The organism is Mesorhizobium sp. USDA 3734, assembly GCF_056279665.1.
The window spans coordinates 6,555,701-6,569,070 of the sequence record NZ_JBWCCW010000001.1 but is presented as its reverse complement, the minus strand read 5'-3'; the positions used below and the strand labels follow the sequence as shown (position 1 = coordinate 6,569,070).

General features: G+C 62.6%; 14 protein-coding genes and 1 tRNA gene. 8 read left to right on the top strand and 7 right to left on the bottom strand.

Annotated elements, in window-relative coordinates:
• Position 1: 1 nt before the first annotated feature.
• Both ACZ89F_RS31420 and ACZ89F_RS31415 read right to left on the bottom strand, forming a co-directional pair.
• Positions 2 to 1,201, bottom strand: coding sequence for an SDR family NAD(P)-dependent oxidoreductase (locus ACZ89F_RS31420; RefSeq protein ID WP_476096049.1), 1,200 nt, complete (start codon positions 1,199 to 1,201; stop codon positions 2 to 4).
• A gap of 396 nt (positions 1,202 to 1,597) precedes the next feature.
• A complete protein-coding gene (locus ACZ89F_RS31415; protein ID WP_476096048.1) occupies positions 1,598 to 2,002 on the bottom strand; it encodes a hypothetical protein in 405 nt (134 codons plus the stop codon).
• 277 nt (positions 2,003 to 2,279) lie between these two features.
• Here ACZ89F_RS31415 and ACZ89F_RS31410 point away from each other — a divergent pair, with 277 nt between their 5' ends.
• Positions 2,280 to 2,507 (top strand): hypothetical protein, encoded by a 228-nt coding sequence (locus ACZ89F_RS31410; RefSeq protein WP_476096047.1) that lies wholly within the window; start codon positions 2,280 to 2,282, stop codon positions 2,505 to 2,507.
• 271 nt (positions 2,508 to 2,778) lie between these two features.
• On the opposite strand, the gene ACZ89F_RS31405 is transcribed toward ACZ89F_RS31410, so the two are convergent.
• Positions 2,779 to 2,855, bottom strand: a tRNA-Arg gene (locus ACZ89F_RS31405).
• A 276-nt stretch (positions 2,856 to 3,131) separates the two neighbouring features.
• Positions 3,132 to 4,622 (bottom strand): ATP-binding protein, encoded by a 1,491-nt coding sequence (locus ACZ89F_RS31400; RefSeq protein ID WP_476096046.1) that lies wholly within the window; start codon positions 4,620 to 4,622, stop codon positions 3,132 to 3,134.
• Positions 4,623 to 4,901: 279 nt separating this feature from the next.
• Between ACZ89F_RS31400 and rpmH the strand changes: the two genes are divergently transcribed.
• The 4 genes from rpmH to ACZ89F_RS31380 all read left to right on the top strand — a co-directional run bounded on the left by rpmH (position 4,902) and on the right by ACZ89F_RS31380 (position 7,973).
• On the top strand, positions 4,902 to 5,036 hold the full coding sequence (rpmH, locus tag ACZ89F_RS31395) for a 50S ribosomal protein L34 (RefSeq protein WP_008833937.1): 135 nt from the start codon (positions 4,902 to 4,904) through the stop codon (positions 5,034 to 5,036).
• Positions 5,037 to 5,052: 16 nt separating this feature from the next.
• The gene (gene rnpA / locus ACZ89F_RS31390) at positions 5,053 to 5,406 is read left to right on the top strand and encodes a ribonuclease P protein component (protein ID WP_111545239.1); all 354 of its coding nucleotides are present in this window, start codon (positions 5,053 to 5,055) and stop codon (positions 5,404 to 5,406) included.
• A 14-nt stretch (positions 5,407 to 5,420) separates the two neighbouring features.
• Positions 5,421 to 7,232 carry a membrane protein insertase YidC gene (gene yidC, locus ACZ89F_RS31385; protein ID WP_476096045.1) on the top strand — a complete coding sequence of 604 codons (1,812 nt, stop codon included), beginning with the start codon at positions 5,421 to 5,423 and terminating at the stop codon, positions 7,230 to 7,232.
• Between the two features lie 180 nt (positions 7,233 to 7,412).
• Positions 7,413 to 7,973 (top strand): fasciclin domain-containing protein, encoded by a 561-nt coding sequence (locus ACZ89F_RS31380; RefSeq protein ID WP_476096044.1) that lies wholly within the window; start codon positions 7,413 to 7,415, stop codon positions 7,971 to 7,973.
• 157 nt (positions 7,974 to 8,130) lie between these two features.
• Here ACZ89F_RS31380 and ACZ89F_RS31375 read toward each other — a convergent pair whose 3' ends face one another.
• Genes ACZ89F_RS31375 through ACZ89F_RS31365 form a run of 3 tightly spaced genes read right to left on the bottom strand, consistent with a single transcriptional unit; the run spans position 8,131 to position 11,418 of the window.
• Complete coding sequence (locus tag ACZ89F_RS31375; protein WP_476096043.1) at positions 8,131 to 9,672, bottom strand: DHA2 family efflux MFS transporter permease subunit; 1,542 nt, start codon at positions 9,670 to 9,672, stop codon at positions 8,131 to 8,133.
• A complete protein-coding gene (locus ACZ89F_RS31370) occupies positions 9,669 to 10,961 on the bottom strand; it encodes an HlyD family secretion protein (RefSeq protein ID WP_476096042.1) in 1,293 nt (430 codons plus the stop codon). Before ACZ89F_RS31370 ends, ACZ89F_RS31375 begins: the two co-directional genes overlap by 4 nt.
• Complete coding sequence (locus ACZ89F_RS31365; RefSeq protein ID WP_476096041.1) at positions 10,954 to 11,418, bottom strand: MarR family winged helix-turn-helix transcriptional regulator; 465 nt, start codon at positions 11,416 to 11,418, stop codon at positions 10,954 to 10,956. The genes ACZ89F_RS31370 and ACZ89F_RS31365 overlap by 8 nt, the downstream gene beginning before the upstream one ends.
• Before the next feature lie 186 nt (positions 11,419 to 11,604).
• On the opposite strand from ACZ89F_RS31365, the gene ACZ89F_RS31360 reads away from it, so the two are divergent.
• The 3 genes from ACZ89F_RS31360 (at position 11,605) to yihA (ending at position 13,347) form a co-directional block, all read left to right on the top strand.
• On the top strand, positions 11,605 to 11,910 hold the full coding sequence (locus ACZ89F_RS31360; protein WP_476096040.1) for a hypothetical protein: 306 nt from the start codon (positions 11,605 to 11,607) through the stop codon (positions 11,908 to 11,910).
• A 142-nt stretch (positions 11,911 to 12,052) separates the two neighbouring features.
• Positions 12,053 to 12,691, top strand: coding sequence for a CatB-related O-acetyltransferase (locus ACZ89F_RS31355; RefSeq protein WP_476096039.1), 639 nt, complete (start codon positions 12,053 to 12,055; stop codon positions 12,689 to 12,691).
• The gene (gene yihA / locus ACZ89F_RS31350; protein ID WP_024502094.1) at positions 12,688 to 13,347 is read left to right on the top strand and encodes a ribosome biogenesis GTP-binding protein YihA/YsxC; all 660 of its coding nucleotides are present in this window, start codon (positions 12,688 to 12,690) and stop codon (positions 13,345 to 13,347) included. Before ACZ89F_RS31355 ends, yihA begins: the two co-directional genes overlap by 4 nt.
• Positions 13,348 to 13,370: the final 23 nt, after the last annotated feature.

Genomic DNA, 13,370 nt, shown 5'->3' with positions numbered 1-13,370 from the left:
GTCAAGCTGGATGCCTGGCCGAGGTGTGGCGAGACACAAGTGGCCCAGATGACATGGGGCAACGCCAATCCGTTTCGCAGTCGCCAGAAGCGGTGCCGGCCGTCACTTTGCTGAACCAGACCACTCCCACTGGTTCGGCCTGTGGCCCGTGGACCTCCATCCACGGGCCACGATTTTTCGCACATAGCCAATTGGGCGCTGAAGGAAATGATGCCGCCAGGGCGCAGATCGCCCGCGACGAGCATGCCGAGATCGTCGAGGCGATCTGCGCCGGCGACGCCGCTCGGGCCGGCACGCTGGGCCGCGCCCATGTGCGCGGATCGCGAGACAATGTTCCGCGCCTGCTGCAGGCCAAGTCGGACTGTCGGAATTTCCTGGCCAAGGCGTCCTGAGGGGCGAGGATCTTCGGCGAGGCCTGCCCGCCGGCTGACGTCGACGACAAACGCCTTTGAGCCCTCAGCCCTTGCGTTCCTGAAGGCACCACCAGCAGGGCGCCATTGACATAGCTGGCGCCATCCGACGCCAGGAACACGACCGCGGCGGCCACCTCGTCGGGTCGCCCGGCCCGTCCCGGCGGCGTATGCAGGGCGGCCTGCCGCTCCATCTCGCTCGACGACCCCGTTTCGATCCAGCCGGGGGCCACGGCATTGGCTGTGATGCCGTGTCTCGCCACTTCGAGCGCCAGCGTGCGCGTCAGACCAACCATGCCGGCCTTGGCGGCGGAATAGGCTGATGTGCCTTCGAAAGACACCAGCGGTCCGGTGACCGACGCCACATTGACGAGGCGCCCATAGCCCGCTTCGACCATCGCCGGCAGAAACGCACGGGTGACCAGAAACGCGGTCTTCAGGCTGATGTCGATCCCTTGGTCCCAGTCGGCCTCGGTCATGGCGAGAAACGCCTTGTCGACCGAGGGCGATGCCAGCGAGCCCATGCCGGCATTGTTGACCAGGATATCGACCGCGCCGACATCAGCCCGCAGCCGCGCGACATCAGCCGCGATGGTGAGATCGGCGACAACGGCTTTGGCATCGATGCCTTCGGCGCAAAGCTCAACAGCGCGATCGAGCACACGCCCACTGGCGCCTGTGAGGAAAACGGCATGGCCAGCACGGCCGAGTTGCCGGGCAATGGCAAAGCCGATGCCGTCGGCGGCGCCCGCCCCGGTGATCAAAGCGCGCTTGGTGCTGGTGGGGGACATGTTCAAATCAGGCTCGTTGGTCTCCGCCTGTCCTCGAAGTCGGACAGTTGCGCAATCAAGCGGAGCGTTGCGCCCTGCCCAGCGACTAATATCATAAGCATACACCAGCGCCCGATCGTCTTGTCGTCCCAATACGCGTAGTCGGTGGCAGCCTTCACACCCATCATGTCGTCATGGCACATGGGTACCACGCTGACAGACGTGGCCTGACCGTTACCCAGATTGCTAGCTACAAAGGCCATTCTCCCTATTCTCCTGCCCCTGTTTTCGAGGCCGAGAATCGCAGGCGATCAGCGGATGTGGTATTCCGCACGTCTGGGCATGTTTGGGATTCTTTTGGGGAAGCAAACTATGACGCGGCGTGGTGGGGGAAATTTGGCGCGTTGATCGGTGGTTTTATGGGTGGGCTGGTCCAGTCGTCACAATAGCGGGAGGATATTGGACGTACTGCTGAGTGAAATCCTGAACCTTCTTCAGGTGCTCCTGCAACGGCTCTGGGAGGGGATGCCGGTAGAGAATGTCCTCTGAGGTGTACCTGAGCGAATAGTTGCCGTGATAAATGGATATCTTTGAGATGTATTCCCGAAGCTGAAGGTGCTCGGCGGCCGCAACCGTTCGCCTGTTTTTGGCGCTGTTTTGACAGGAAGGCGCCCGCTCATTCGTCCCACCTTCCGGGAAGCGCAGCCAAGCGGGCTTGGCGAGTCGTTCTTGTGCGCTTCCTTCAGGCCCGTGCCGATTGGCGCGATAGGTGCCTTCGATCAGACGCAAGCGGCCTGGAAGTTGTCGCTTTCCTTGCTTCATGGAATTGGACCTCCAGGAATTTAGTTTGCCATCGTGAAAGATTTGGATCGGCGAGCGGTCCCCAGCTTATTGGCCCGGAGGTCGACTGGCCCCCCGAAGGCGGACCAAAGGGATAGGCCACGGTTCTCCTTTTGAAGGGATCGCAAACCGTGTGAGGACGCGGCATAAAGATTGAACTTGGGGTTTTGGAACGGGAGGTCGCTCGACATGCGAAAGCAGCCAGAAGGCGACTGCTGAGGATCGTTGCCACCGACACGCACAGTAAGGAGCCGTCACCATGCTCTTTGAACCGCTCAACCTGGACGGCCGAAAGCGAAGCGCCGTCTACCACGCAGCACGGCTTTCGACGCTGCACGACCGGCTGGCGAAGAAGCTCGACCTGGTTGACCATGCGGCCGATCAGGTTGAACAGGCAGCGGCCGTTTTGGTCGAGGCCACCCGTCGACCTGCCATAGACGTGACGATCGCACCTCATCTGGAAGCCAGTCAGACCCTCGGTCTGTGATCTTGGTTTCGGCAAGCGCTCGACCGCTTCTACCCAGCGCCCCAGCGCCTGTTAGATCCATGCGGCTGCGCTGCGGTAGGTCGCGATCATGCGCGCCTCCGCATCGGCACGGCAGGCGTCGTCTGGCCAGCCACGGCGACGCTCACGCCGATGCCAGTCGACGCGTCCGTCGCGGGCAAGACGGCAAATAACAAATAATAAGAAGCGCCAGCGCGGCTAGCTGCAGCGCTGGCGTCCGCTGAGCGGCATGAATCTAGAAGGGTGGATAGAATGGCGCGCCCGAAGAGATTCGAACTCCTGACCCCCAGATTCGTAGTCTGGTGCTCTATCCAGCTGAGCTACGGGCGCGCAACAGGCCATGCTTTCCATGACCCCGCGAGCCGATCGTGAACGACCGGCCGCGACGAGACGTGTTCCCTAGCGACTGAATTTCCGAAAAGCAAGTCGATCCGGTAAAAGTTTTGTCACAAGTGCCCTGGTCGGCGATCACGGCGCGGATTCCGGCGCTTGGAAATGGCTCCGAAGTCGAGCCCGAACTCAATCCTTGGAGGGAAGAACACCGATCCCTGAGAAATGAGCGCCGGACCTACAGGGAGGAGCATCGGGCAAAACGCGCCCGAACCATCATGCCGGGCGGCGCAGGCCGTTGCGGGCCTGGTCGAGCCGGACCGGCTGGTCGGGAATGGTGACGGCGAATGTGGTGCGCCCGCCAATGCTCTCGACCAGTTCCACCGTGCCGCCATGCGCGCGGATTAGTTCGTGCGCGATCGCCAGGCCAAGGCCGGTGCCGCCGCTGCGCGCCGAGCCGCGAAAGGCCGCGAACAGGTTTTCGCGCGCCTTCGGCGGCAGGCCGGGGCCGGTGTCGCTGACGGCGATGCGGCTGACGCTGCCCAGGCGCACGGCCGACACCGCCAGGCGGCGAACCAGGGCGTTTTCACTGTCTGCCGCCATCGCCTGCACCGAGTTGCGGCACAGATTGGTGAGTACGCGGAACAGCTGATCGGAATCGGCGTCCACCTCGAAGGCCGGCTCGACGGAATTCACGAACTCGATGCCCTGCTCGATGTCGAGCAGGCCGTGGACGTCCTCGACCAGCTGGCGCAGCCTCAAGCGTCGGCGCGCCGGCGGCGGCTCCTGGGTGCGGCCATAGGCGAGCACGCCTTCGGAATAGGAGACGGCACGGTCGAGCGCGCGCAGCAGTTTCGGCGCGAAGGCCTGCACGGTCGGATCCTTGACCTGGCGCAGGCGGTCCGACATCAGCTGCGCCGAGGCCAGGATGTTGCGCATGTCATGGTTGATCTTGGAGACGGCAAGGCCAAGGTCGGCAAGGTGCTTCTGCTCGGAAAGCATTTTTTGCAGCCGCTCCTGCATCTGCGACAGTTCGCGCTCGGCAACGCCGATCTCGTCGGCGCGGGCGGCCGGATGGATGATGCGTCCGGGATCGTCAGGGGCTTCGGAGAAGGACAGCATCGAGCGCGTCATGGTCCGGATCGGCCCGATCATGATCAGGTCGATCGCGGCATAAACCAGCATGGCGGTGAACAGCGAGATCAGCAGCGAGACGAAGGCGACGTTGCGGGAGTATCGCAGCATCGCATTGCGCAGGCTGTTGTCCGGCATGATCAGTTCGAACTCCTTGTCCGAGTCGCCGACCGGGCCGAAGACGCGCAGCATCCGGTCGCCACCGAAAAACAGCGTGTCGAGCGCGCCGGTCATGCCCTTGATCATGCCGATGCTGGCGATATCGATGTGTTCGTCGACCTTCGGCGGCATTTCGGCCACCACCAGCAGCCGCGAGACGCCGCCGTCGCGCACCGCGATCGCCTTGGCACCGATCGCCATCAGCACGTCGTTCTGGGCCGTGCGCGACAAAGAGGTGGATTCACCTTGCACCAGCACGATCGACACCGCCGCCGCCGTGCTCAGCCGCTCCTTCAGCCAGTTCAGCCGGTAGCTGGCGATCCAGGGCAGGAAGATCAGCACTTCGGCCATCAGCACGAAGACGATGGTGAGCAGCAGCAGCTTGGTCGACAGGCCGCGCGACAGTGGCACCGTGCGCACGATGGCTGGCTCCGCCGTGCCGATCCTTTCCTGCGCTTGTATGGTTTCGCTCATGCGGTCCATGTCTTCACAATCACTTGATCAACGCAGATTAGGCGATTACGGCTTTTTTGCCAATTTCATCCTTGGTCGGAAACACAAACCGGTCTGAACAACGCCCGGCTTCGGCCCGACGACTCCGGATTGACTTCCAAAAGCCTTCTTTCTATAAGCCCGCACACGCTCGGGCCATTCGTCCCGGCGCGGTTTCGATCGCGCCAAAGCCGGCCCGGCAAAGCTCCTGTTACACAGTGACAGAATCAAGAAGGGCCGCACCCCGCGGTATTAAAACAAATGAAGCGTACCTACCAACCGTCTAAACTCGTCCGCAAACGTCGGCACGGCTTTCGTGCCCGCATGGCCACCAAGGGTGGTCGCGGCGTCGTCGCAGCTCGCCGCAACCGCGGTCGCAAGCGGCTCAGCGCCTGAACGGAAGACGAGATCGTTGCCCGCATCCGGCAAGCCAGTGGGACCAAATCCCAAGCGGCTTCTGAAGCGCGCGGAATTCCTGGCCGTCCGTCGTGGTGAAAAGCGACGCGGGCGGCTTTTTCTCGTTGAAGTTCTCGACCGCGGCGACGGCCTGTCGCCGCGTGTCGGCTACACCGTCACCAAGAAGGTCGGCAATGCGGTTGTCCGCAACCGCGTCCGCCGGCGGCTGCGAGAAGCCGTCCGTACGCATGCGGCAAGTGACATGGCGCCTGGCAATGACTATGTCATCGTCGGGCGTGAAGACGTGCTTACCATTCCGTTCGGCCAGTTGAAGGCCGAACTCTCCCGCCGACTGCGCGGAACACGATAGGCCAAGGGCTTTCGATGGAAAACAACCGGAACTTCTTCATCACCATCGCGCTGTCGGTGCTGATCCTGGCGGTATGGCAATATTTTTACGTCTTGCCGCGCAGCGAAGCCCAGCGCGAGGCGGCACGCGTCGAACAGCAGCGCGTCGAGGAGCAGAAGAAGGCCGCCGGCACCAATCCCGGCGCCGACACCGGAACGCCCGCCGCACCGGGCGCCATTCCGAATGCACCCGGCACCGACGCAGTGACGCCGGCCGGCCGCGAACAGGCGCTCGCCACCACGACCCGCGCCAAGATCGATACGCCGAGCCTCGAGGGTTCGATCAACCTGACCGGTGCCCGTCTCGATGACCTCAAACTCAAGCACTACACCGAGACGGTCGACAAGAATTCGCCCGAGATCAGCCTGCTCAACCCGGCAGCACTCCCCAATGGCTACTATGCCGAGATCGGCTTCGTCGGCAACGACAAGACCGGCGCGGTGCCCGGTCCCGAGACCGTGTGGGCCATCGACGGCAATGCGACGCTGACTCCGACAACGCCGGTCACGCTGACCTATTCGAACGACAAGGGCCTGACCTTCAAGCGCACCTTTTCCGTCGACACCAACTACATGTTCACGGTTTCCGACACGGTGCAGAATTCGGGTACCGCTGCCGTCTCGCTGTCCAATTACGGCCGCGTCACCCGTTTCGACAAGCCGGCCGTTGCCAGCACCTACGTGCTGCATGAGGGCCTGATCGGCTTCACCGGCACCGAGGGCCTGCAGGAACACAAATACGCGTCCATCGAGAAGGACAAGCAGTTCACGCCGGGCAAGTCGACCGATGGCTGGCTCGGCATCACCGACAAATACTGGGCGGTGACGCTGGTGCCGACCGAGAAGCAGCCGTTCCAGCCGCGCTACGCCTATTTCGAGGATGGCCGCCATCGCTACCAGTCCGACTTCCTCACCGACCCGATCACCGTCGATGCCGGTCAGTCGGCGACGGTGGAGAGTGAAATCTTTGCCGGCGCCAAGGAAGTCGGCAAGATCAATGCCTATGCGGAAGATCGCCATATCAAGCGGTTCGACCTGCTGATCGACTGGGGCTGGTTCCACTTCATCACCAAGCCGATGTTCTGGCTGATAGACACGCTCTACAAATTCTTCGGCAATTTCGGCCTGGCGATCCTCGCCACCACCGTCATCGTCAAGGCCATCTTCTTCCCGCTAGCCAACAAGTCCTACGCGTCGATGGCGAACATGAAGAAGGTGCAGCCCAAGATGCTCGAGATCCGCGAGAAATACGCGGACGACAAGATGAAGCAGCAGCAGGCGATGATGGAGCTGTACAAGACCGAGAAGATCAATCCGCTTGCCGGCTGCTGGCCGGTGGCGCTGCAGATCCCGGTCTTCTTCTCGCTCTACAAGGTGCTCTACATCACCATCGAGATGCGGCACGCGCCGTTCTTCGGCTGGATCCAGGATCTGGCGGCACCCGATCCGACGTCGATCTTCAATCTGTTCGGCCTCGTTCCGGTCACCTTGCCGCACATGCTGATGATCGGTGTCTGGCCGCTGATCATGGGCGTCACCATGTTCCTGCAGATGCGCATGAACCCGACGCCGCCGGATCCGACGCAGGCCGCGATCTTCACCTGGATGCCTGTCATCTTCACCTTCATGATGGCGGGTTTCCCGGCCGGCCTGGTCATCTACTGGGCTTGGAACAACACGCTGTCGATCCTCCAGCAAGGCGTGATCATGAAGCGCCAGGGCGCCAAAATCGAGCTGTGGGACAATCTGATCGCACTGTTCCGAAAGAAACCGTCACCAGCGGAATAGAAGGCACCGAGCTTTCTCCAGCATTCAAAAGAGCCCCGCTTCGCCGGGGCTTTTTTGTTGAACGAACCCTTTCATCACGTTCCCGTGACCGACGAAACTAGCGCCCCACAAGCGGCGTGACTGCGTGTGCGTTTCCAAAGGCTATCAATTCCGATCAGCCCTCACCCGGAGGAAGAACACATGCGCTTGCCGTCATTCAGGACCGTCGCCATTTCCGCACTTGTCGCCAGCGTGGCGATTGCCGCTCCCGCCTATGCCAAGAACCCGAACGTTGGCGGCGCGCCGATGTACACCACCAAGAACATCGTCGAGAACGCCGTCAATTCGAAGGACCACACGACCTTGGTCGCCGCCGTGAAGGCGGCCGGCCTTGTCGACACGCTGCAGGGCGCCGGCCCGTTCACCGTCTTCGCGCCAACCAACGCAGCCTTCGCGGCCCTGCCCAAGGGCACCGTCGACACGCTGCTGAAGCCTGAGAACAAGGACCAACTGAACAAGGTGCTGACCGCTCATGTCGTGGCCGGCAAGATCTCGGGCGCCGAAATGATGAAGAAGGCCAAGGCGATGGGCGGCAAGTATGAGATGAAGACCGTTTCCGGCGACACGCTGACCGCCGAGGTCAAGAAGGGCAAGCTCTACATCATGGATGAGTCCGGTGGCGAGGCCAAGGTGACGATCGCCGACGTCAACCAGTCGAACGGCGTCATCCATGTCGTCAACAAGGTGCTGTTGCCGAAGTAACGGCTTCCGGCGAGGGGATACAGGCAGGACCGTTGGGGCTTTCTCGGGCCTGCCGTCCCCACCTCATGACGAGGCGCCATGTTTCTTGGGAAGCCGTATCGGCCGGGGTCCTGTAGTCCCTCACAGGACCCCGGTTTCTTTTTGACTGCGTCGCCCGTTACTCCATGACGGCGCTGTGGTCGATCTTGGCCGGCGTCGCCGGCTTGCGCAGCAAGAGAACCAGCGGAATGGCGGCAAGCGACAGGATCATCATCAGCTTGAAGTCGTTCATGTAGCTGATAACAGTCGCCTGCAGCGTCACCACGCCGTCGAGCGCGGCCCGGCCGGCGGCGCTGTAAGGGTTCATCGCCTGGAAGATCGCCGGATTGCCGAACGCCTGGTTGTAGGGCGTCACATAGGTGGCGATGTTGGCGTGGTTGATCTGCACGTTCTGCGTCAACAGCGCGGTGACGACCGATATGCCGACGCTGGAGCCGATGTTTCGCGACAGATTGTACAGCCCGGTGCCTTCCGCGCGCCGCTCCGGCGCCAGCGTGGCGAAGGTGATGGTGGTCAGCGGCACGAACAGGAAGCCCAGGCCCGCGCCCTGGATGAAGCCTGTGCTGATGATCGTCCATTGCGAGACGTCAGGCGTCCAGCCGGTCATGTCGTACATCGCCCAGGCGGTGACCAGCAGGCCGGTCAACAGCAGCCAGCGCGTGTCCACCTTGCCGATCAGCCTGCCGACCAGGAACATGCACGCCATGGTGCCGAGACCACGCGGCCCCATGACGATGCCGGCCGTCACCACCGGATAGCCCATCAGTGTCTGCAGATAGGGTGTCATCAGGGCCAGCGAGGCCAGATAGGTCATGCCGATGATGAAGATGAAGATCATGCCGACGGCGAAGTTGCGGTCGAGGAAGAGCCTCGGGTTCACAAAGGTGTTGCGGGCGGTGAAGGTGTGGACGAGGAAGGTGTAGAAGGCCGACGCGCAGATCAGCGCCTCGACGATGATCTCGGAGGACGAGAACCAGTTGAGCTGCTCGCCGCGATCGAGGAACATCTGCAGCGATGCGATGGTGACGCTGAGCATGCCGAAGCCCAGCCAGTCCAGCCTCGCCTTCAGGTCGGTCTTGGTCTCCAGGACGAACATCGAGACGCCGGCGAAAGCCAGGGCGCCAATCGGCACGTTGATGTAGAACACCCAGCGCCAGCTGACATTTTCGGTCAGCCAGCCGCCGATGACCGGGCCGAGCACCGGCCCGACCATCACCGAAACGCCGAACAGCGCCATCGCCGAGCCGCGCTCTTCGACGCTGTAGATATCGAGCAGGATGCTCTGCGCCAAAGGCACCAGGGCCGCGCCGAACAGGCCTTGCAGCAGGCGGAAGCCGACGATCTGCGGCAGCGACTGCGCGAAGCCGCACAGCACCGACGCGACGACGAAGCCGGTGATGGATATCAGCAGGATGCGCTTGCGGCCGAAACGATTGGCAAGGTAGCCCGAAGGCGGCGTCATGACGGCCGCCGCCACGATATAGGACGTCAGCACCCAGTTGATCTGGTCGGCGCTCGCCGAAACGCTGCCCTGGATATAGGGAAGCGCCACATTGGCGATGGTGGTGTCCAGCGCCTGCATGATCACGGCCAGGATCACGCAGGCGGTGATGGCGCCGCGATTGGCGATCACGCCACCCGTCGCGGACGCGCCGGTCATGACTTTTGCCCGAACCGGTTGATGAGGTCGGTGACGAAGTCCGGCAGGCCGCGCGCATGGCCGGTATCGATGCCGACCACGACGCTCATTCCGCCGCGCAGCGGCGGCTTGCCTTGGAGATCATCGACCGTCACGCGCAGCGGAATGCGCTGCACGACCTTGACCCAGTTGCCGGTGGTGTTCTGCGCCGGAAGCAGCGAGAAGCTCGACGACGACGCCGGGCTGATCGAGGCGACCGTGCCGTGCCAGACGGCACCCGGATAGCTGTCGACGCTGATCGTCGCCGTCTGTCCCGGCCGCACATAGGTCAGTTCGGTTTCCTTCGGCTCGGCTGCGATCCACAGATCGGTCGCCGAAATCAGGCTGAACGCCGGCTGCGAAGCCGGCAGGTACTTGCCGACCTGAAGCGCGTCGACATTGGTGACGATGCCGTCGAACGGCGCCTTGACGATGGAATCGGCAAGATTGCGCTGGGCGTCGTCCACCGCCGACTGGGCCTGGAGGTAGAAGGGGTTCTTCTCCACGGGCTGGTTGGCGTCGCCGCCGAGCTGGGCAAGCGTCGCCTGCGCCTGCGCCTCGGCAACGGACACTTTCTGGCGGGCGGCAACGAGGTCATGCTGGGCGCTGTCGAAGGTCGCCTTGGAGGAGGTGGAGGTCTTGAGAAGATCCTGCTGGCGCTGGAAAGCGGCCTCGTAATAGGGGATATCGGCCTGCGCCTGCTCGATCAGCGCCTGCGACTGCTGGTAGCTCGCCTGCAAGGTCAGCACCTGGTTGCGCACGGTCCCGAGCTGGGCCTCGGCCGCGGCAAGAGCGGTTTCGAAAGAGGCCGGCCGCAGCCGGAAAAGCACCTGGTCCTTCTTCACCGCCTGGTTCTCGTGCACGTCGATCTCGAGCACGGTGCCGGAGACATCGGTGGAGACGCCGAGCGACTGCGCCTGAATGTAGGCATTGTCCGTCGTCATGACCTGGCCGCCGATGACGTAGTAATAGCCGCCGACGACCAGCGCGACCGGAAGCAGCGCGAACAGGATGGGCCGCGTCAGGCTGCGCCTGGGCTTGACCGGGGCCGGCGGCGCAACGGCGACCGTGGCCTGCCGCGGCTCTTTTGACGGAGCCTCGAGTGCCGCCGGCTCCAGGGCAACCGGTGCCTCCAGTTCGTCATCGTCGATGACGGTGTTGGCACGCCTTTGCTCCCGTTCGCTGTCCAGCCGGATGATCTGGTCGCTCGTCCGGTCGGCGGAAGGTCCGTCGTCTTCGACAGGCTTTTTGGGTGAGGTTGATTCAGCCATGTATTTTCTCCCGGTCGACGGCAGGCTGGGTGCAAGCCGCGAGCAGATTGGATTTGATGTGGGACAGGGTTTGCAGCAGATGCAGCTGGGCATCCGCGGAAAGGCCGACGAAGGCCTCGTCACGCGTTTTCTGGCCATTGCTGCGCATGATTTCGATCAGCGGATGGGCTTGCGGCGTCAGGTAAAGCAGCCATGCCCGGCGGTCAGTGGGATTGGGCCGGCGCTCGATGAAGCCGCGTACTTCCATCTTGTCGAGCAGCCGGGCGAGCGTGATCGGCATGATCTCGATCAGGTCGGCGAGCTTGTTCTGGTGGATGCCTTCATGCAGGGACAGATAGGCCAGCACCTGCCACTGGGCGCGGGTCAGCCCCGACGCCCGCGACCGCTGCTCGAACCGCTTTCGAAGCAGGCGCGCGACATCGTGCAGCACGAAGCTGATGTTGGGGGGGGATGGCATGGGAGGTACTGGGGTTTTCGGCGCGACTTTTAGTGAGCATGCTTATTATCATCATGCACATAATCCCGCTGGACGCGATGCGCAAGACGGACTAAGCCGCCTGAAAAAAATGACGCATGGGCTGCGACGCAACAAAAAGGACCCGGTGACAGGCCGTTGCCGGGCGAGGATATGACGATAAACTGGTTGAAGATCGCGACCGTGGCGGCCCTCGCAGCATGGCCTGGAATTGCGCTCGCAAAGGAGGCCGTCAGTTGCGGCGGTGCCGCCATGCTGGGCGGCGCACAATTGAACTGCAGCCACGTCGAACCCCAGGCGCCGCCTCAGTTTTGCACCTATAGCTGGGCTCTGCACACGCCGGCCGGCGACCAGAAAATCGTCGAGGGCACCTTCATGTTGCCGCCCGGCGCTTCGAATGTCACCGTCTATCAGGGCAGCGGTTTCGACAGTGCGCTGTCCGATCCGATCGTGATCTGCCGCGGCAGCAAATGAGCAAAGCCGCCAAGGAAAGCTCGCTCGTCAGCCGATTGGTGCTATAGGGCGGATCACGCTATTTTGAACGGGCGCATGCGGATTTAGGATGCGCCTGGCGGCCATTTCTTTGACGGACCCCAATTCTTTAACGGACATCGACATGGACGGACCCAACCCCAACATCAAGCACCCGATCCCGATGCATACCCGCGTCGGCTTCCTCAAGGGGCTGGTGAGCGCGCCGAACATCGAGATCGGCGACTACACCTATTATGACGATCCCGACGGACCGGACAAATTCGCCGAAAAATGCGTCCTGCACCATTATCCGTTCATAGGCGACAAGCTGATCATCGGTAGGTTCTGCGCCATCGCCGAGGGCGCGCGCTTCATCATGAACGGCGCCAACCACGCCATGTCCGGCTTTTCGACTTATCCGTTCAATATTTTCGGTCATGGCTGGGAAAAGGGTTTTGACCCGGCGACATGGTCGAAGGAAGTGCGCGGCGACACAATCGTCGGCAACGACGTCTGGATCGGCATGGAGGCGGTGATCATGCCTGGCGTGTCGATCGGCCATGGCGCCATCGTCGGTGCGAAATCAGTGGTGACACACGACGTGCCGTCCTATGCGATCGTCGCCGGCAACGCGGCCAAGGTGGTAAGGATGCGTTTCGACGACCGGACAATCAGGCGGCTGCTGGCGGTGGCGTGGTGGGATTGGCCGGTGGACAAGGTCAGCCGCAACCTCGATGCTATCCGGGGTGCCAATATTTCTCTTCTGGAGGCAGCAGCTTGAACGCTCTGAACAGCAGCATAATCGGCACCGAACTGTTTACGCGAGGGTGGATCTTCATCCGCGGCGTGCCGGCCATGAAGTTCCTGCCGCCGGAGGGACCGCCGGAAATCGCCTTTGCCGGCCGCTCGAATGTCGGCAAGTCGTCGCTGATCAACGCGCTGGTCAACCAGAAGGGGCTGGCGCGCACCTCCAACACGCCGGGGCGCACGCAGGAGCTCAACTATTTCGTGCCGGACGGATTTTCAGGTGAGGGTGCCGACCTGCCGCCCTTGGCGCTGGTCGACATGCCCGGCTACGGCTATGCCACCGCGCCGAAGGAGAAGGTCGACGAGTGGACCAAGCTGGTCTTCGACTATCTCAAGGGCCGCGTCACGCTGAAGCGGGTTTATGTGCTGATCGACGCCCGCCACGGCATCAAGGCCAAGGACGATGAAGTGCTGTCGCTGCTCGACAAGGCGGCGGTGTCCTACCAGATCGTGCTGACCAAGACCGACAAGATCAAGACTGCCGGCGTGCCGCGGCTGATCGAGGAGACGCTGGCGAAGATCAAGAAGCGGCCGGCGGCGTTTCCCTTCGTTCTGGCGACGTCTTCGGAAAAGGCCGAGGGCCTGCAGGAATTGCAGGCCGCCATCGTGCTTGCCGCCAACGGCGGCTAGAGCAATTCCAGGAAAGCGTGAAC

Bases quoted from the DNA above. Each gene is read 5' to 3' on its own strand.
- ACZ89F_RS31420 (WP_476096049.1), bottom strand. From the start codon at position 1,201: ATGTCCCCCACCAGCACCAAGCGCGCTTTGATCACCGGGGCGGGCGCC.
- ACZ89F_RS31415 (WP_476096048.1), bottom strand. From the start codon at position 2,002: ATGAAGCAAGGAAAGCGACAACTTCCAGGCCGCTTGCGTCTGATCGAA.
- ACZ89F_RS31410 (WP_476096047.1), top strand. From the start codon at position 2,280: ATGCTCTTTGAACCGCTCAACCTGGACGGCCGAAAGCGAAGCGCCGTC.
- ACZ89F_RS31400 (WP_476096046.1), bottom strand. From the start codon at position 4,622: ATGAGCGAAACCATACAAGCGCAGGAAAGGATCGGCACGGCGGAGCCA.
- rpmH (WP_008833937.1), top strand. From the start codon at position 4,902: ATGAAGCGTACCTACCAACCGTCTAAACTCGTCCGCAAACGTCGGCAC.
- yidC (WP_476096045.1), top strand. From the start codon at position 5,421: ATGGAAAACAACCGGAACTTCTTCATCACCATCGCGCTGTCGGTGCTG.
- ACZ89F_RS31380 (WP_476096044.1), top strand. From the start codon at position 7,413: ATGCGCTTGCCGTCATTCAGGACCGTCGCCATTTCCGCACTTGTCGCC.
- ACZ89F_RS31375 (WP_476096043.1), bottom strand. From the start codon at position 9,672: ATGACCGGCGCGTCCGCGACGGGTGGCGTGATCGCCAATCGCGGCGCC.
- ACZ89F_RS31370 (WP_476096042.1), bottom strand. From the start codon at position 10,961: ATGGCTGAATCAACCTCACCCAAAAAGCCTGTCGAAGACGACGGACCT.
- ACZ89F_RS31365 (WP_476096041.1), bottom strand. From the start codon at position 11,418: ATGCCATCCCCCCCCAACATCAGCTTCGTGCTGCACGATGTCGCGCGC.
- ACZ89F_RS31355 (WP_476096039.1), top strand. From the start codon at position 12,053: ATGGACGGACCCAACCCCAACATCAAGCACCCGATCCCGATGCATACC.